At 64.2% G+C, this 18,179-nt stretch carries 17 protein-coding genes and 1 pseudogene; 8 read left to right on the top strand and 10 right to left on the bottom strand.

Features of this window, described 5'->3' with window-relative positions; genetic code table 11:
- The 7 genes and pseudogenes from PMN64_RS22730 to PMN64_RS22760 all read right to left on the bottom strand — a co-directional run.
- A pseudogene (locus tag PMN64_RS22730) lies at positions 1-277 on the bottom strand (cyanase); the annotation flags it as partial.
- 19 nt (positions 278-296) lie between these two features.
- Positions 297-1,208: an ABC transporter ATP-binding protein gene (locus tag PMN64_RS22735; protein ID WP_411782255.1), complete on the bottom strand. Its 912-nt coding sequence runs from the start codon at positions 1,206-1,208 to the stop codon at positions 297-299.
- A gap of 2 nt (positions 1,209-1,210) precedes the next feature.
- Positions 1,211-2,050, bottom strand: coding sequence for a nitrate ABC transporter permease (gene ntrB, locus PMN64_RS22740; RefSeq protein WP_411782256.1), 840 nt, complete (start codon positions 2,048-2,050; stop codon positions 1,211-1,213).
- 157 nt (positions 2,051-2,207) lie between these two features.
- Positions 2,208-3,599 (bottom strand): ABC transporter substrate-binding protein, encoded by a 1,392-nt coding sequence (locus tag PMN64_RS22745; RefSeq protein WP_411782257.1) that lies wholly within the window; start codon positions 3,597-3,599, stop codon positions 2,208-2,210.
- 106 nt (positions 3,600-3,705) lie between these two features.
- Positions 3,706-4,584 (bottom strand): sulfurtransferase, encoded by an 879-nt coding sequence (locus PMN64_RS22750; protein ID WP_411782258.1) that lies wholly within the window; start codon positions 4,582-4,584, stop codon positions 3,706-3,708.
- Between the two features lie 125 nt (positions 4,585-4,709).
- Positions 4,710-5,885 carry an acyl-CoA dehydrogenase family protein gene (locus tag PMN64_RS22755; RefSeq protein WP_411782259.1) on the bottom strand — a complete coding sequence of 392 codons (1,176 nt, stop codon included), beginning with the start codon at positions 5,883-5,885 and terminating at the stop codon, positions 4,710-4,712.
- Positions 5,886-5,921: 36 nt separating this feature from the next.
- Positions 5,922-6,464, bottom strand: a complete 543-nt coding sequence (locus PMN64_RS22760; protein ID WP_038385944.1) for an OsmC family protein — start codon at positions 6,462-6,464, stop codon at positions 5,922-5,924.
- Positions 6,465-6,729: 265 nt separating this feature from the next.
- On the opposite strand from PMN64_RS22760, the gene PMN64_RS22765 reads away from it, so the two are divergent.
- Together PMN64_RS22765 and PMN64_RS22770 are read left to right on the top strand one after the other, a co-directional pair.
- Positions 6,730-7,395 carry a TetR/AcrR family transcriptional regulator gene (locus tag PMN64_RS22765; RefSeq protein WP_411782279.1) on the top strand — a complete coding sequence of 222 codons (666 nt, stop codon included), beginning with the start codon at positions 6,730-6,732 and terminating at the stop codon, positions 7,393-7,395.
- Positions 7,396-7,553: 158 nt separating this feature from the next.
- Positions 7,554-8,771, top strand: a complete 1,218-nt coding sequence (locus PMN64_RS22770; RefSeq protein WP_411782260.1) for a diguanylate cyclase — start codon at positions 7,554-7,556, stop codon at positions 8,769-8,771.
- A 24-nt stretch (positions 8,772-8,795) separates the two neighbouring features.
- Here the strand turns inward: PMN64_RS22770 and PMN64_RS22775 are convergent, their stop codons facing one another.
- On the bottom strand, positions 8,796-9,524 hold the full coding sequence (locus PMN64_RS22775) for an SDR family oxidoreductase (protein WP_411782261.1): 729 nt from the start codon (positions 9,522-9,524) through the stop codon (positions 8,796-8,798).
- 95 nt (positions 9,525-9,619) lie between these two features.
- The gene (locus PMN64_RS22780) at positions 9,620-10,510 is read right to left on the bottom strand and encodes a LysR family transcriptional regulator (RefSeq protein ID WP_411782262.1); all 891 of its coding nucleotides are present in this window, start codon (positions 10,508-10,510) and stop codon (positions 9,620-9,622) included.
- Positions 10,511-10,596: 86 nt separating this feature from the next.
- Here PMN64_RS22780 and PMN64_RS22785 point away from each other — a divergent pair, with 86 nt between their 5' ends.
- From PMN64_RS22785 to PMN64_RS22810, 6 genes are all read left to right on the top strand, one after another.
- Entirely contained in the window at positions 10,597-11,058 is a 462-nt protein-coding gene (locus PMN64_RS22785) for a PACE efflux transporter (RefSeq protein WP_411782263.1), read from the top strand.
- Positions 11,059-11,292: 234 nt separating this feature from the next.
- Positions 11,293-12,519 carry an ABC transporter substrate-binding protein gene (locus tag PMN64_RS22790; protein ID WP_411782264.1) on the top strand — a complete coding sequence of 409 codons (1,227 nt, stop codon included), beginning with the start codon at positions 11,293-11,295 and terminating at the stop codon, positions 12,517-12,519.
- A 369-nt stretch (positions 12,520-12,888) separates the two neighbouring features.
- Entirely contained in the window at positions 12,889-14,241 is a 1,353-nt protein-coding gene (locus PMN64_RS22795) for a PAS domain-containing protein (protein WP_411782265.1), read from the top strand.
- Positions 14,242-14,357: 116 nt separating this feature from the next.
- Positions 14,358-15,050, top strand: a complete 693-nt coding sequence (locus PMN64_RS22800) for a glutathione S-transferase family protein (RefSeq protein ID WP_411782266.1) — start codon at positions 14,358-14,360, stop codon at positions 15,048-15,050.
- A 227-nt stretch (positions 15,051-15,277) separates the two neighbouring features.
- A complete protein-coding gene (locus PMN64_RS22805) occupies positions 15,278-15,463 on the top strand; it encodes a hypothetical protein (RefSeq protein ID WP_411782267.1) in 186 nt (61 codons plus the stop codon).
- 214 nt (positions 15,464-15,677) lie between these two features.
- A complete protein-coding gene (locus PMN64_RS22810; RefSeq protein WP_411782280.1) occupies positions 15,678-16,472 on the top strand; it encodes a class I SAM-dependent methyltransferase in 795 nt (264 codons plus the stop codon).
- 369 nt (positions 16,473-16,841) lie between these two features.
- On the opposite strand, the gene PMN64_RS22815 is transcribed toward PMN64_RS22810, so the two are convergent.
- A complete protein-coding gene (locus tag PMN64_RS22815; protein WP_411782268.1) occupies positions 16,842-18,041 on the bottom strand; it encodes a TrmJ/YjtD family RNA methyltransferase in 1,200 nt (399 codons plus the stop codon).
- Positions 18,042-18,179: the final 138 nt, after the last annotated feature.

Raw genomic sequence — 18,179 nt, forward strand, 5'->3', positions numbered from 1 at the left:
TCTCGTAGAAGCGGTAGATCAAGGGATCGGTCGGCGGCATCGGCGTGCCGGTGCCGCGCATCGGCACCTCGTTGAGCATCGCGATCTCGGCCTTCGACAGCCCGAACAATTCGCCGGCATTCGCCGCCTGCGGCTTCGTCAATTTCATTTGGCCGAGGATGGCGCCCGTGATCAGCACGTCGGAATAGCCGCCGATCTTCTCGCAGATGTATTTCCAGCTCCAGCCCTTCTCGCGCTTGATGTCGAGCAGCTTCTCGGTGAGGTCTTCGCGTTTCATCAGGTTTCCTCCTCAGGCTTCAGCGCGCAGCGCTCTGCGCGGGATTGGGTTCGACGACGCGTGGCGGCGAGACGATCACGGGCTCGCCGACGCCGGGCCGCACCGTCGGCACGCGGCGCGGATCGGGACCGGTCACCTCGGCGGCAAAGCTCTTGCTGCGGCTGACCAGGAAATCGACGATATGGTTGCGCAGCGCATAGTAATAGGGATGGCGGTGCAGGTCGATGCGGCCGCGCTCCTTCGGCAGCGGGTTCTCGACGATCTCGGCCAGCACGGCGCCGGGACCGTTGGTCATCAGGAAGATCTTGTCGGCGAGGAAGATCGCCTCATCGACGTCATGGGTGATCATGAAGGTGGTCTGCCCGGTCTCCAGGCAGATCCGCCGCACCTCGTCCTGAAGCGTGCCGCGGGTCAGCGCGTCCAGCGCCGAGAACGGCTCGTCCATCAGCATGATCTTCGGGTTGATCGACAGCGCCCGCGCGATGCCGACGCGCTGTTTCATGCCGCCGGAGAGCTCGGACGGATGCTTGTGCTCGGAGCCGGTGAGCCCGACGAGATCGATGAACTTCTGCGCATGCGCCTTCACCCGCGCACGGTCCCATTTGCGCCATTTCGAGCTGACGGCATAGGCGACATTGCCCGATACGGTGCGCCACGGCAGCAGCGCATGGCTTTGGAAGATCACGGCGCGGTCGAGGCTGGTGCCCTCGATCCCCTGACCGTCGACGATTACCGTGCCCTCGCTCGGCTCGTCGAGGCCCGCGAGGATGTTCAGCACCGTGGTCTTGCCGCAGCCGGAATGGCCGATCACGCAGCCGAACTCGCCGCGCGCCATCGACAACCAGAAATTCTCGAACACCGCGGTAGTGCCGCCGCCCGCGCCGGGATAGCGCCGCGCGATGCCCTCGATGGAAATGAACTTGTCGGTCATCGCTACTCCGGAAACGTCACCATGCGGGTGAATCGCGCCAGCACCTGGTCGAGCAGCATGCCGACGAGGCCGATCAGGAGGATCGCGATGATCACATTGGTGATCGACAGGTTATTCCACTCATTCCAGACGAAGTAGCCGATGCCGGTGCCACCGACGAGCATCTCGGCGGCGACGATCACGAGCCAGGCGATCCCGATCGAGATCCGCATACCCGTCAGGATCGTCGGCGCCGCCGCCGGCAGGATCACGGTGAAGGCGCGCCTGATGGTGCCGACCTCGAGCGTGCGCGCGACGTTGATCCATTCCTTGCGAACGCCGGCGACCCCAAACGCGGTGTTGAGCAGCATCGGCCACACCGAGCAGATGAAAATGACGAAGATCGCGGAGATCGAGGAGTCCTTGATCGTGTAGAGCGCGAGCGGCATCCAGGCCAGCGGCGAGATCGGCTTCAGCACCTGGATGAAGGGATCGAGCGCCCTGCTGATCAGGGGCGACATGCCGATCATGAAGCCGAGCGGAATCGCGACGACGACCGCGATCAGATAGCCGAGCCCGACGCGCCCGATCGAATAGGCGAGCTGGATGCCGAGCCCCTTGTCGTTCGGGCCATTGTCGTAGAACGGCCGCTTCAGATGCTCCCACAGCTTGGCGCCGACATCGAGCGGCCCGGGCATCGCCGACTTGCCCTGCGTCGCGGTCAGCCCCATCAGCCTGGCGTATTCGGGGCTCATATTGGCAGCCGCGCCCGTGCTGCGGGTGGCTAGGTGCCAGGCGCCAAGGAAGGCGGCAAGCAGCGCGATCGAGACGATGGCGGCGCGGAGACGGAGGGAAAAGGTCACGCGCACTCCCTCCCCGCGTCGTCCTTGCGAAAGCAGGGACCCATAACCACCGGCCCCAATTGTTGCGCTGAGTGTCTCTCCGCGCGCCTAACCGAGAGAGCACGGCGTATGGGTCCCTGCTTTCGCAGGGACGACGCCGTGGAGAAAACCTCGCCGCTCACGACGATTTCCTGATCTTGAAGCTCGCGAGATAATCGTCGGGCTTGGCCGGATCGAAGCTCTTGCCCATCACCGAGAACGACTTGTACGAGGTGGCGGGTGGCGCGAGCCCCATCTCGGCCATCACCTTCTTGGTATCGGTGGCGAGATAGACCTGCTCAGCGACCGCCTTGTAGTCGACGTCGCCCTTGATCTGGCCCCAGCGCTTCATCTGCGTCAGCATCCACACCGCAAAGGACTGCCAGGGGAACGGGTCGAAGTCGACGCGCTTCGGATCGGTCTTCACGCCGCCGAGCCCGTCGGCATAGGTGCCGGTCAGCACCTGCTCCAGCACCGTCACCGGCGCGTTGATGTAGTTGGCCGGCGCAATCGCTTCCGCGATCTGCTTGCGGTTCTCGGCCTTCGCCGCGTAGCCGGTGGCATCCACGATCGCGCGGGTCAGCGCCGCGAAGGAATTCGGCGCCGTCGTGATGAACTCGCGGCTGGCGGCAAAGCTGCAGCAGGGATGGCCGTCCCAGATCTCCTTGGAGAGGATGTGCAGGAAGCCGACCCCGTCATAGATCGCGCGCTGGCAGATATTGTCGGGCGCGAGGAAACCGTCGATATTGTCGGCACGCAGATTGGCGACCATCTCCGGCGGCGGCACCGAGCGGAGCTGCACGTCGGTATCCGGATCGAGCCCATGCTCGGCGAGGTAATAGCGCAGCAGATAATTGTGCATGGAGTAGTCGAACGGAATGGCGAACTTCATGCCCTTCCAGTCCTTCGGATCGCGCCTGTCCTTGTGCTTCATCGCCAGCGCGATGCCCTGTCCGTTGATGTTCTCGATCGCAGGGACCGTGAACGGTATGGCGTTGGCGCCAAGGCCGAGCGAGATCGCGATCGGCATCGGCGCCAGCATATGGGCTGCGTCGTATTCCTTGTTGATGGTCTTGTCGCGGATGACCGCCCAGCCGGCGGTCTTCACCACCTCGACGTTGAGGCTCTGCTTGGCATAGAAGCCGAGCGGCGCCGCCATGATGATCGGGGTCGCGCAGGTGATCGGAATGAAGCCGACCTTGAGGTCCTTCTTCTCCGGCGGCTCGGCGTCGGCGAACGCCTCTGTCGCCGTCTTCAGCGGGAAGAACTGTGACAGCGCGGCGAGCGCCGTCGCGGCGCCAACCGATTTCAGGAAGGCGCGGCGCGCGACATCCTGCGGAAACACCGCCCGCATCACCGCCGACGCGACGATGCCTTCGTAACGCTTCTGTTCGCTGAGATCGCCGACCGGCTCGCAGCGCAGCGTGCGCGCGGCCTGCTCATGCTCGGCGGCTGAGCGATGCCAACCGCAGGCGCAACCCGATCGCGCGAGCACGCGGTCGGCGTCGAAGGGATCATCTGACGTGGACATGCTGCGCCCCATTGTCGCACCGAAACGCAGAGAGCTCCGCGATCCGGTTCATTGATCGGCGTCCGGCCGCGTTTTGCGCCGCCGGACACCAACAAACATGCAGGTTCTATGCCGCCTTGCCGGTGACGACGGGCGCGGTCGGCAAGCCCTCATCGATCGGCAGCGACGGGTCGCGCGACCACTCGTTCCAGGAGCCGAAGTACATCCGCACGTCCTTCACACCGGCGTTCTTCAGCGCCAGGAAGGTGTTCGAGGCGCGCGCACCCTTGAAGCAGTAGAGATAGACCGGCGTGCTCTGCGAGATGCCGACGGTGGCGCACTCCGCCAGGATCTCGTCCTTCGACTTGAAGCGCGGGCCCTCGGCGGTCGGCTTCATCATGCGGTACCATTCCAGCCACACCGCACCGGGGATGCGGCCCTTGCGCGGGCAGAAATCCTTGCCGTAGGGCGAGGAGCTTTCCCCGATCCACTCGTCGACGTCGCGCACGTCGAGGATCGCAACGCCGGGCTTGCCGACCGCCGCCAGCATCGCCCTGGCGTCGATCATGATGTCGCCGGCCTCCGGCACGATTGCAAAGGAGGTCTTCGCCGGCGCCGCAACGTCGGTGGTCACCGGCAGGTCGGCCGCCTTCCAGGCATCGAAGCCGCCATGCAGCACCTTCACCTTGGGATAACCCAGCATCGTCAGAAGATAGTAGCCGCGGCAGGATTGGCCGAAGCCGGAATTCATCGACTGCTCGTAGATCACGGCGGTCTCCTTGCCGGAGAGACCGGCGGCGCCGAACGCGTCGGCGAATTTTGTCTTGAGCTCGTGGACGCCTTCCGGCGTCGAGGTCGCAAGGAACGTAAAGATGTCATGCACATTGACGGCACCGGGCAAATGGCCGGCCGCATAGGCATCCGGATTCCGCGTGTCGATGATGACACACGGGTCTTTCTTGACGAGCTCGGCAAGTTCGCCGGAGGTGATCAGAACGTCCGTCATGGCAGCCTCTCCTGTCTGTGGTTGCAGTTGTGGTGGTCCCGAACTTGTTTGAGCATGATCTCCGCGCAAACGCGTTCCGCGTTTGTCGCGAGGGAAAACCGGTTTCCACTTTTCCGGATCATGCTTCAGCCGTCCGCCAGCATCTTGCGCAGCTGCTTGGTGGCGGGCGTGACGATGGCGACGAAATAGGCCTCGCGCAGCCTGCGCTGGGCGCGGTGGCTCATCAGATAGCCGCGCGCGCCGCAATGGAGCATCGCGGCATGTGCGAATGCGACGCTGGCATCGCCGATCCGCAGCCGCAGTGCGACGACGCGGCGCCAGTAGCTGTCATCGGCATTGTAGGGATCGCTTGCGAGCGCCATCGCCTCCTTCTCGAACTCGGCATAGAGCTCGCGGAATTGCAGCGGCTGTTGCGGCAGATAGCGGTTGACGTGTCCGAGCGGCGCATGGACCTCGTCCATGAGGTTGATGCAATCCTTCATCAGCCCAAGACCCATGCCGGCCTGCAACAGGATGAAGCCGGCGCGGATTTTCTTGACGAACGGCGCAGCCGGCTCGGCCAGGATCAGTTCGTCCGGCACGAACACGTCGCGAAACTGGACGCCATAGGTACCGGTGCCGTCCATCGCCAGGAACGGCTTGCAGGGCGTCAGCGTGATCGCGGGATCGGAGCAGTCGGCGAGGAACATCACGGTGCTGCCCAGCTCGCCGCTTGCGATGCTGCCCGGCTCGCCGCTCGCGATGCCGCCCGGCTCGCCCTTGGTGCCCTCGTCCTCGCGCTCGAAGATCGTGCCGAAGTAATGGCCGGGCCCGAGGTTCGACACCCAGGGCAGCGCACCGCGGACGATGTAGCCGCCCTCGACCTTGCGGCCCTTCAGCTTCAGCCGCTCGATGCCGAAGAAACTCTTCATCGGGTTGGAGAGCCCGGTGCCGCCGAGCACGCGCCCGCGCGAGAAGCAGTCACCGAAGCGCGCGGCGAGCTTCATGTTGGTGGAGTTGGCGACGTACCAGACCAGCGTGTTCTGGCACCACGCCATGAAGGCGGTGGCGCCGCAGACCTCGCCGAGCGCGGCCATCGACTGGATGGCCCAGCGCAGGTCGGCAGGACCTTCCTGCGGCACATGGCTGCTCCAGGCGCCGACCTTGCCGAGCCGGTGCAGGAATTCGCCGGGATAGACCGAGCCGGCATCGACCGCGGCTGCGATCGGCGCCAGCTCCTGACGGGCAAGGCGGGCAACCTCGTCCGCAATGGTCGGTGCGGGATCTTGAGCTGCGACCCGCGACAAAGCCAGTGAACCCATGGATGATCTCCGCACCTTGAATTGCCGGTCGGGCGTTTACGCGCTGACCTCGAGATTGACGGGACGGGTGAAGGTGTTGGCGACCGGCGACCACTTCTTCACATGCGCCACCAGCGCGTCGATCTCGGCCTGCGAGACCCCCTCGCACTCCATGTCGACCTTGACGCGGACGTCGGTGAAGCCGACCGGCTTCTCGCTGACGTCGCCGGTGCCCCACACCGCGGTGATGTTGAGATCGCCCTCGAGCTCGAGCTCGAGCTTGTTGACGATCCAGCCGCGATGCACGGCGTTGGCGTGCAGGCCGACAGCGAGGCAGGAGCCGAGCGCGGCGAGCGAGGCCTCGGAGGGATTGGGCGCGGTGTCGTCGCCGAGCAGGCCCGGCGGTTCGTCGACGATGTAGGGCGCGAGATTGCGGATGTAGTTGGCGTGGCGGAACTTGCCCTCGGCCACCGTCTTGCACTTCAAGGTCTTGATCACCTTCGGGTTGGCCTTGCCATTGGCAATCAGCTGCTCGAGCCCGCCTCTGTCGATCGGCGCGAGGCAGCCGGTCAGTGCGGTTTTCTGGGCGACAGCGGTCATCAGTTTTCTCCCTGGGAGCGATGGAATTTCAGGATACCGAACGGTCTGTTTCCTGCACGAAGCGTGCCAGTCCCACGCCAAATCAAAAGGCGAAATTCCGCAGGCGCTTAGCTGCGCCTGCCTGCGGATTGATCAGCGCGCGGCTGCTCAAACGCGGTGCATCTGCCGCGCTGCCGCGATTATTTTGAGCGCAGGACGGCACACATGCCCGCCCCCGTGAAGATGCGGCTTGATGACTTCGCCGCGCTCCGATTTACTGCCGCGCATGGCCAAATCGCTTGCGAAGAAAAAAACTGCCGCGGCGTTCACCGCCGGCGACGATGAATCGGCGCGCGGGCGCCTGCTGAACGCGGCGACCCATCTGTTCTGCAAGAACGGCATCAACGCCACCGGCATCGATGCGATCATCGACGAGGCCGGAACCGCGAAGACGACGCTCTACAAGCTGTTCGGCTCGAAGACCAACCTCGTGCATGCGGTGCTGGAGAGCGAAGGCCGGCAGTGGCGCGAATGGTTCATCGGCGCGATCGAGGCCGGCGGCGGCGATCCGCAGACCAAGTTGTCGCGGATCTTTCCTGCCCTGAAGACCTGGTTCGCCGAGGAGCGCTTCTACGGCTGCCCCTTCATCAACGCGGTCGCCGAACACGACAAGGACGCCAAGCAGTTCCGCAACATCGCGCTGAAGCACAAGAAGGTGGTGCTGGCGCATATCGAGAAGCTCGCCGGCGAAATGGGTGCGGCCGAGCCGGCCGTGCTCGCGCACCAGCTCGCGCTGCTGATCGACGGCGCCATCGTCGCGGCCATGGTGTCGTGTGATCCCGGCGTCGCCGACACCGCGGGCCTTGCCGCAAGCAATCTGTTCGCGCCGGCCAAGGCGAAGAAGCCGAAGCGCGCCGGCGGCGCGGCCGAACAACAGCTCCTCGCCGTGTAACGCAACGGCCGCATCGCGACCTCCCGCGTCGGTATTTCTGCGACGCGATCGCCTCCGAGTTTACCTGCCGTCAATCACGACGCGCGATCCGCCCCGGCCTTAAACGCCTGTTAGGTCCGGCCGGGTCAGTTGCGAGGTGAAAGTACGAGGCAAGAACAATGCAGTCCGAAAAAGGACGATACTGCCAGCCGCGGTGGGGCGTGACGCGCTGGCTCGCCGATGCGGGTCCGGGCGTGCCTGATGACATCCGCGCGGCGCTGATCGGGGATCTCTACGGCTCGTTGCCGGTGTTCGCGGCCGGTGCGGTCAATACGGTTGCCGTCGCGGCCGTGATTGCGATCCGCGAGCCGACCGCGCCGTTCATCACCTGGGTCATCCTCGAACTCGTCATCTGCCTCGCGCGACTGGCGGTGCTGGTGTCTGCGCATCGCGCGGCGCGCGAGCGGCGGCCGACGCCGACCGATCTGCACCTCGTCCTTGCGGTCGCCTGGAGCGCCAGCGTCGGCTTCGGCATCCTGACCAGCCTCGCAAGCGGCGACTGGGTGGTTGCGATGCTGGCCTCGCTGTCGGCGGCGGCGATGGTCGGCGGCATCTGCTTCCGCAACTTCAGCGCCCCGCGCCTTGCCGGCACCATGATCCTGCTCAGCCTCGGCCCGATCGTGCCCGGGGCGGCACTGGCCGGCGAGCCACTGCTCTTCATCGTGTTCCTGCAAGTGCCGATGTATCTCGCGGCGATGACGGTCGCGGCCTTCCGCCTCAACAAGATGCTGATCGCGACCATGCGCGCCGAGCGCGAGAACGGCCATCTGGCCCATCACGACACCCTGACCGGCCTGCGCAATCGCGCCGGTTTCGTCGCCGCGCTGAACGCGAAGCTCGCGGCCCCGGCCGGAGATAGCCGGCCGTTCGCGCTGCTGTTCCTCGACCTCGACAATTTCAAGCCGGTCAACGACACCTATGGCCACGCGGCCGGCGACCAGGCGCTGATGCTGGCCGCCGAGCGGCTGCGGCGCGCCCTGCCCGAGACCGCGGTGATCGCGCGGCTCGGCGGCGATGAATTCGTGGTGCTGGCGGACGGCGTCACCGCCGAGCAGGCACTCGCCGTCGGCCATCGCATCATCCAGGCGGTCACGATGCCCTACCGGCTCGCCGACGGCACGCTTGCAAAGGTCGGCGTCAGTGTCGGCGTCGCCGTGTCGCCCGAGCATGGTACCGAGGCCGAGGAGCTCCTGGCCGTTGCCGATGCCGCGCTCTATGAGGCCAAATCCGACGGCAAGGCGCAGTGCCGCCTGGCCTCCGTCGCGACCAATGTCGCGGCGCTGCGCCGGCTGACGAAGAAGGACCCCGCGCCGGCGTTCGATCGCGGCGCCGCCTGAGGCGACGTCCGGCAGAAATGCGCCCTACAGATCGAAATTCGTCGGCAGCATCACGACGTCGCGGATGGTCATGCCGCGCGGGCGGGTCAGCATGAACATCACGACCTCGGCGACCTCGCTCGCTTCCAGCAGGCTGCCCGCCGCCTTGGCCTCCTCCAGCTTCTCCGCCGGCCAGTCCGCCAGCAGCGCGCTGATCACGGGTCCTGGCGAGATCGAGCCGACACGGATGCCGTGCTTGAACACCTGGCGCCGCACCGTCTGCACGAAGCAGTTGATCGCCCATTTCGACGACGCATAGACCGGCTCCCACGGCGTCGGGAAATGCGCGGCGAGCGAGCTGGTGACGATGATGTCGCCGGTCGCCCGCGCAATCATGTGCGGCAGCACGTCGTGCACGTTCTTCATCACGACGTTGACGTTGAGGTTCAACATCCGGTCGATCGCACTCGTATCCGCATCGACGAGGTCGCCGCCGACATAGATGCCGGCATTGGCATGCAGGATGTCGAGCTGGCCGGTCTTCTCGAGCACCCGCGGCAGCAGCGTGGCGCAGGCCTTCGGGTCGAGCAGGTCGATGACCAGCGGGATCACGGCATCGCCATGCCTGGCGGCGAGCGCCTGCAGCGCGGCGGCGTCGCGGTCGATCATCACCACGCGCGCGCCGGCCGCCAGCATCGCCTCGCTGCTGGCCAGTCCGATGCCCGACGCCGCTCCGGTCACGGCCGCGACCTTACCTTCGAATTGCTTCGCCATCGTCTTCATCCTGTCAGGTCAGTGCGGCACGCATGGCAACACATCGCGGCCGCGATGTCAGCTCCCATGCGACGGGCGGCGGCGCGCTCGTCGCATCACATGCGCAGCATGGGCGGCCGCGTAGCGAAACGGCGGCGCAGCCATTTTGCCGCCGGCCCGGCCGGCCGCCGCTTGTGCCAGACCACTTCGAGCGCGACGGGATGTGCGCCCTCGTCGAATTCCAGTTCGGGAATGGCGAGCTCATCGGCAACCTGCGAGCTCGCCATGATGTGCGCCGGAATCAGCGCCCAGCCGACGCCCTGCTTGAGGATTTGCAGGATCACCCAATGGCTCTCGACCCACCACACCTCGGCTGCGACACGCAATCGATGCCGCTCGGTGCCTTCGTTGCGCACCGTGACCATGATCTGGCGATGCCGCTTCAGCTCCTCCCAATCCACCCGGCCATGCGCCAGCGGATGGTTCTTGCCGCAAACCAGCTGCAGCGGCACCCAGCCGATGGTCTTGAAGCCGAGCTCTGGCGGCAGATGCTCCTGCCGCCACATCACGCCGACATCGGCCTTGCCGTCGAGCACGAGACGGCTGACGTCCTCCATGATCGGAAATAGCAGTTCCAGTTCGACATGGGGAAAACGCCCGGCGAATTCCGCGAACAGCTCGCCTACCGCGCTCTCCGGATAGAGCTCGTCGATCGCCACCACCAGGCGCTTCTCGACATGGGCCTCGAAACTGCTGGCGACACCGATCAGGTGCTCGCGGCGATCGAGGATCAGTTTTGCTTCCGGCAACAGCCGCGCCCCTGCCTCGGTCAGCACCGGATTGCGGCCGACGCGGTCGAACAGCGCGATGCCGAGATCGGCCTCCAGATTGGCGACATGCGTGCTGACCGCTGATTGCGCCTTCTTCAAAAGCCGCGCCGCGCCGGAGAACGAGCCCTGCTCGGCCGCCGCCACGAAGGATTCGAGCTGGTCCATGGAAACGGACATCTATCTCTTTTCCAGATAATACCTAACTTTGTTATGGAACAATATCAGATAGAAACCCGGTCGCAACGACAAGAAAGGGTTTCAAAATGTCTATGCGTTCCTTCTCCGACCGGATCAGGCACGCAGTCCTGTTCGAACTGATCGGTATCGCCATCTTCACGCCGGCGGCCGCCTGGCTGTTCAATCAGCCGGTCGCCCATATGGGCGTCATCGGAATCGTCTCGGCCACGGTAGCGACGGTCTGGAACTTGCTGTTCAATCTCGGCTTCGACCACGCGCTGGTCCGCGTCACCGGCCGTATGGCCAAGACGATGCCGATCCGCGTCGCGCACGCGATGCTGTTCGAGGCCGGCCTGATCGTGCTGCTGATCCCGTTCGTCGCCTGGTATCTCGGCGTCTCGCTGTGGGCGGCGCTGATGATGGATATCTCCATCGTCGCGTTCTATCTGGTCTACGCGTTCGCCTTTAACATCGCCTACGATCGCGTGTTTCCGGTGCGCGAGCTCGATGCGCACGATCGCGCGGCGAACCGGGCTCTGGCGGCCTGATCGATCTCGGCGTCGGCGCGGCGGATCATGTGATCTGCCGCGCCGCTCCGGACCCTGACACCGCGCGAATATTTCCGGCGATAGCGACTGCACACAAGTTCTGCCGCGCCTCACTCATAGACTGGTTTGATCCGGCTGAAGCACTGTGGAATGCTTCAAGCCGACATGCCCGTCAGAGGCTGCCAACCGGCCAACAATGCCAAAACGGCCAACAACAAGAAACGGAGGACGACAATGCCAAAAAACCGTTCATCCCGGCTCACACGCCGTGATCTCATCAAGGGCACTGCTGCCACGTCGGCCACGCTGCTGCTCGGCACGCCCGCCATTGCCAAGGGCAAGACCGAGATCGTGATCGGCAACATCGACGCCTATTCGGGACCGGCTGCGGTCTATTCGTCGATCGGCCGCACGCCCGGCGGCTATTTCAAGATGATCAACGAGCAAGGCGGCATCAACGGCCGCATGATCAAGTACATCACCTATGACGACGCCTACAGCCCGGCCAAGACCGTCGAGCAGGCGCGCAAGCTGGTCGAAGGCGACGAGATCGACGTGCTGTTTGCGCCGCTCGGCGCGCCGACCAATGCGGCGATCATGAAGTACATGAACCAGAAGAAGGTCCCGCACCTCTTCATCGCCTCCGGCGCGACCAAGTTCGGCGACTACAAGAATTTCCCCTACACCATGGGTTTCCAGCCCTGCTACCAGATCGAGGGCCGCGCCTTCGCGCAGCATGTGCTGTCGACACAGAACGATCCCAAGATCGGCATCGTCTACCAGAACGATGATTTCGGCCGCGACGTGTTGAAGGGTTTCAAGGACGGACTTGGCGCCAGGACGTCCGCGATCGTGGCGGAGCTGTCCTATGAGACCGCCGATCCGACCATCGACAGCCAGGTGGTCCGCTGCAAATCCGCCGGCGCCAACGTGTTCATGAGCATGACCACGCCGAAATTCGCCGCCCAAGGCATCAAGAAGATCGCCGAGCTCGGCTGGCAGCCGGCGCACTACATCGGCAACAACGCCTCCTCCGCCGGCTCGACGCTGAAGGCCGCGGGCTTCGACGTCTCCAAGGGCATCATTTCGAGCGCTTATCTGAAGGATCCCGTCGACGCCGCCTGGGACAACGATCCCGCCATCCAGAAATGGCGCGCCTTCCTCGACAAATACGATCCGGCGGCGGCCAAGAACGACATCTACGCCGTCACCGGCTATCTCACCAGCCAGATCCTGGTTCAGGTGCTCAAGCAATGCGGCGACGACGTGTCGTCCGAAAGCATCATCAAGCAGGCGGCCAATCTGAAGGATTTCGAATCCGACATGCTGTTGCCCGGCATCCGGATCAACACCTCGCCATCAGACTATTATCCGCTCGAGCAGTTGCAACTGGTGCGCTTCAGCGGCGAGCGCTACGAGCCGATGGGACCGGTGATCGACGGCGGGATCTCGAAGGCCTGACCGTCCGAAGCGTGCACCGCTGGCGTCGGCTTCCGATGGCAAAGCGGAAGCCGCCCGGCTTGGGCGTCATCGGCGGCTCATGGCCCGAACCGGATATTGCCCGAACCATTGTTAGCTCATTTGGCTCAACTGGCTCAGTTGACTAAGGGAGTGGCAGGAGAACGCGGCTCTTGTTTCCGGTCGCAAAGTCCTGTTTGCTTCAATGCAATGAGCACCACTCGCGAGACGAGTCCCCGCGGCAAATGTCAAACTGACTTCCTGCCGAGCGGGAGCGAATTGAGTGCGCTCATTCGCGCGCTCGATTGGTCCACGACCAGTTTGGGACCCATTGACGGATGGCCTGCACATCTCAAGAGCGCGGTCAGCCTCATGCTGCCTGCCAACGCACAAATCGTACTGTTCTGGGGCGCGGACTTCGTGGCCCTCTACAACGACGCCTACGCACCGACCATCGGTGAGAAGCATCCAAGGGCACTTGGGCGGCCCGCGCGAGAGAATTGGGCGGAGCTTTGGGACGATCTTGAACCTCTGCTAAGGCGCGTCCTCGACACCGGTGAGACCGTATTCGCCAAGGATCGTCCGTTCTACATCGAGCGGCACGGCTATCCGGAGAACGTCTATTTCGACATCTCCTATTCCCCGGTTCGAAACGAGGCGGGCGACATAGGCGGCGTCCTCTGCATCGTGAACGAGACAACTGAACGCGTTGTGGCACAGCGAGAACTGGCCAGAGCGGAGAAACGGCTCAGCCAAGCGCTAAGTGCCGCCGGAATGATAGGCACGTTCGACTGGCATGTGCCGACGGACACGTTCTATTCGGATGCGTATTTCGCACAAATGTTCTCAGTCGATCCCGCCAAGGGCGAGAAAGGCGCACCGTTGTCGGAATATGTCGCGGGCATCCATCCGGAGGACGTGGAGCGGACTACTGCGGCCGTGAATCTCGCGGTCGCCACCGGAGAAAAATACATCCAGGAATACCGGCTGCTCCACAAAGATGGAACCATCCGCTGGGTCGAGGCGCGCGGCGAATGCCTGAGAGACGAGAACGGCGAGCTTACCAACTTCGTCGGTGTCGTAGTGGACATCACCACTCAGAAGGAAGCGCAAGAGCATCAACGGTTGCTTGCGCGAGAGGCGAACCACCGGGTGAAAAACCTGTTCGCGATCTTCCACGGCATCATCAGCCTTAGTGCTCGATCAGCTCGAACGCCGCAGGAAATGGCTCATTCGCTTCGCGGGCGGCTGGATGCCCTCATGCGGGCCAAGGACCTTATACGTCCGGGGATCATGGGTACGGAAGCGCATAGCGAACGGACGACGGTGGACGAGGTCGTGCGAACCGTCATGCAACCCTATGACGACGGCTCTTGCGACCGCATCATGATCGGCGGCCCCGATGTGCCTGTAGGCGTGATGGCCGTAACGAGCTTCGCCCTTGCGCTGCACGAAATCGCGACGAATGCAGCCAAATACGGGGCACTCTCGGAGCCGAGCGGGGCGATCCGTATCAAATGGGAGACGCAAGGCGGCGACTTGCATTTTGAGTGGGATGAGACCGGCGGGCCCATGATTGCCGCCCCGCCGCAAGCCGCCGGCTTTGGCAGCGTACTCACGGAGCGCAGTATTGCTGGTCAGCTCGGGGGCAAGATCGAATACGACTGGCGGCAGAACGGCCTCAAGATAAGGATCAAGGCTCCTTTGGATCGCCTTGGGGTTTGAGGACAGAAAGGGACGACAAGGTTTCTCCTCCTTGTGGACCTTGATGGAAGTCGCGGGGCTCGCCTAACTGGCGCATCTGAGATAGCCTGCGGCGCCCTTGAACGTGACGAGCCGCCATGCTCACGCTCTATTCCTATCCGCCGTTGTTCGGCGTCGCCGACAACAATGGCTATGGCCTGAAGGTATTCGCTTTCCTGAAGCTCGCCGGCGTGCCGTTCCGGCACGAGCACATCTTCGATGCGTCGAAGGCGCCGCGCCAGCAACTTCCTTATATCGTCGACGGCCGTGACACTGTCGGCGACAGCGAGACCATCCTCGCCTATGTCACCGGAAAATATGGTGTGACGCTGGATGCCGCGCTGACGCCGGCGCAGCGCACGACCAATCTCCTCGTCACGCGGACGCTCGACGATCTCTACTGGGTGATGTCCTATTCGCGCTGGCAGGATGCGCGCTACTGGCCGCAGTTCCGCGATGCGCTCAAGCGCGAGCATCCGGGCCTCACCGACGACGGCTTGATGAAGGCCAAGGAGTTCAACGCCCGGCGCTATTACTACCAGGGCATCGGCCGCTTCGAGCCCGACGCCGCGATGGCCCGCGGGCTCGCCGATCTCGCCGCACTGGCGAGCCTGATCCCGAGCCGAGGCTATGTGCATGGCGACAGGCCGACGACCATCGATGCCGGCATCTATGGCTTCGTGGCCAACATCTACTTTTACGACATCAAGACGCCGTTGAAGGACTTCGTGGTCTCGCACGAGGCTCTGGTACAACATTGCCGCGCCATCCACGCGGCAGTGAGCAAGTGAGCCGGGGCCAACTCAACCTCTAACTCGCAACAGTGACCTTCGCGGCCGGGAGCGAACTGGCGGTTGCTCGGGCGTAGCTGGATATATCTGCGCTGGCGTGTCGCAGCCGGCCTCTCACAAACAGATCGATTTCAGGGTAGTATCCCGTCCTTGAGCTAGCTGCGGAGCCGGTCATGGCTTCAAAATTGTCTTCGGGCATTTTCGCGTCAGTACTCGTTGGAGCAGCAGTGCTTTTGATTGCAGGTCCGCCACCTGCATGGGGCCTGCTGTTGCTCGGCTCCTTCGCACTGGCGGCACTCTACATCGTCGCGAGGATGAGGTCGCGCTACGATCCGCTCGATCCACGCTTCGGCAGCTGCATCCCTCCGATGTCCAGGCCGAAAGGCAGCGGCGCCAATGACTCCACCACCTGAGCGCTGTCCAGCATCGATCAGATGCGGATCGTGCGAAGACGTCCTGATGGCCTGAAGCCGACATGGGAAGTGCGTCGGCTGCGGTTCGCATTCCATTTGGAATTTTTTGCAGTTTGTTTCAGGCGACACTCCGTCGGATTTTCAGCACCAGGAGATTGATCAAATGCAGACGCCTACCGCACCCCCCCGAGGGGCAGAGTTTTGGAACAGCACCATGGGGCACTCATGGGTTTCGCAGCAAGCCGTGATCAGCGATGTCTTCACGTCAGTCACCAGCGTCAGCTTGGGTGCCGCGGCGGCAAAGCGGGGTGAGCGCGTCATCGATATCGGATGCGGCACCGGTGACACACTGTTGGCGTTCGCCAAGGTTGTTGGTCCGTCAGGTGCTGTGCTGGGTGTCGATATCTCGGTCCCGATGCTGGATCTGGCCAGGCATCGTGTCGCCGAGGCAGGACTTGGAAACGTGACTTGTGCGCTGGCCGACGCGACGATCTACGGCTTCGAACCGCGCTGGGCGGATCTGGTGTATTCGCGCTTTGGCCTGATGTTCTTCGATGACCCGGTCAGGGCCTTCGCCAACATCCGCAGCGGCATGAAGGCGGGCGGGCGGCTGGTGTTCGTCTGTTTTCGCACCATGCCGGAGTCGCCGTGGTTTCGCGTGCCGATCGAGGCGGCACGACCGCACGTGCCGCCTCAGCCGCCGCTCGATCCATTGGCGCCTGGGATGTTTTCTTTCGCGCGCGAGGAGCGCGTTCGCGGCATCCTGACCGAGGCGGGATTTCACGACATTGCGCTCAAGGCGGCCGACGTGCCGATCCATGGCGGCGACATCGCGCAAAGCATGGCCTTCATCACGCAGGCCGGCCCGCTGCCTGCGCTGCTCGAGAATGCCACGGACGCTCAACGTCATCGCGCCATAGAAGCGGTACGCAACGCGCTCGCCGCAAGCATCGGAGCGGATGGGCGCGATCTGCATGTGGGTCTGTGGCTCGTGTCGGCGCTAGCCTAGCGAGATGCTGCCTTCGGGATTGTGAGGGCAGATATCACGCCATCCGCGCCGCACCGCGCCTGCGGTCGGCACTCGGCTTTCCCTTCGCCCTCTGTAATCAGAGCGGCGAAACGAAGAGCAAAGCTCGGGCGAAGCGCGTCGCGAGAACGTGGATGTATGACTCACCGGCCGCGCAACAAACACAGTGTCGTCCCTGCGAAAGCAGGGACCCATTACCCCAAATCTCAATTGTTGCGCGACGCTGCGGCCACGATCCCTTTCACAATCCAATGCGGTGGTTATGGGTCCTGGCTTTCGCCAGGACGACGTGTGGAAAGAGTCGCTTACTCGAATCCCGTTCTTGCTCCGCGGACAGAGCAATTGCGTAAGCTAGCGCCCCTGCTGCAGCCCCGCCTCCAGCCGCGCGAGTTCGCCGTCGAGATCGCGCTCGACTTCGGCCACGTGCATGTCGACGACCCGATAGTCGCGCGCCTCGAGCCAGGCTCTGCGCTTGGCGCGGTCGGCTCCGATGGCCTCGCTCTCGTTCGGGTTGACCAGTTCGATCGCGAGCCGGTGCACGAAGGAGACGAAGTCGGGGATGTGGCGGCCGACCGGGGTCTGGCGCTTGAACTGGCCGGCGAAGCGGCGGTCCCGTGTCAGCGCCTGCCACAGGATCCGTTCGGCGTCGGTCGGATTGCGGCGGAGCAGCCGGGCGAGCCCGCGCACGGTGCTGCTGCTGTCGGCGGTCGCGCCACCCTGCCCCTGCTCGGCGAGCAGCGCCCGCAAGCGCGTCGCCTGGGCGCCGTCGAGCACGCCGCCCTTGGCCGGGCCCTTGCGGCCCTCGGCGATCGCCATCACCACGCCGTGCAGCGTGTGCATGTCCTGCTTGGTCGGATCCATCCTCGTGAAGATGTTGCGCAGGTTCACCAGCATGGTGTCGCGCTTCTCCGCCGGCCGCAGGAACTCGACCTTGTCGAGCTCGGCGACGAGGTTGTCGAAGAACGCCTGCATCTGGTGCTGGGAGGCCGGCTCGGACCGCTCGGGCATCGCGAACGGCAGCGTGCCCGCGGTCGACAGCTTGAACCACTCGTACCCCATCAACAGCACCGCCTGCGCCAGATTGAGCGAGGCGAAGCCTGGATTGACCGGGAAGGTGATGATGCGGTTGGCGAGCGCGACCTCCTCATTGGTCAGGCCGGCGCGCTCGCGCCCGAACAGGATGCCGGCGCCGCCGCCCGACGCGACATGACCGACGATCTCACCCGCCGCGCCCTCCGGCCCGACCACCGGCTTGGCCTGGTCGTGGGCCCGGGCGGTGGTCGCAAATACCAGCGTGAGATCGGCGATCGCCTGCTCGACCGTGTCGAACAGCTCGACAGAACCGATGATGTGGTCGGCACCGGCGGCGGCACGCTGGGCGGCAATGTTCGGCCAGCCGTCGCGCGGGTTGACGATGCGCATCCTCGACAGCGCGAAGTTGCCCATCGCGCGCGCGGCCATGCCGATGTTCTCGCCAAGCTGCGGCTCGACCAGGATGACGACGGGACCGGCAAGGTCGTGCCCTGCCTTGGTCTTGTCGGTGCCGGACATCTCACTTCACTTTCTGATTCAACGTCTGAAGATTTTGAATCAGCTTCCAAAGCGGCTGATTCAAAATCTCAAGCAGGGGCCCAAGACCGCATCGACCAGCTTTGCACCGGTTTTGCGCGGGACCATTTTCTCCAAGGA

This window comes from Bradyrhizobium sp. UFLA01-814 (assembly GCF_046718885.1).
Taxonomy (GTDB): Bacteria; Pseudomonadota; Alphaproteobacteria; order Rhizobiales; family Xanthobacteraceae; genus Bradyrhizobium; species Bradyrhizobium elkanii.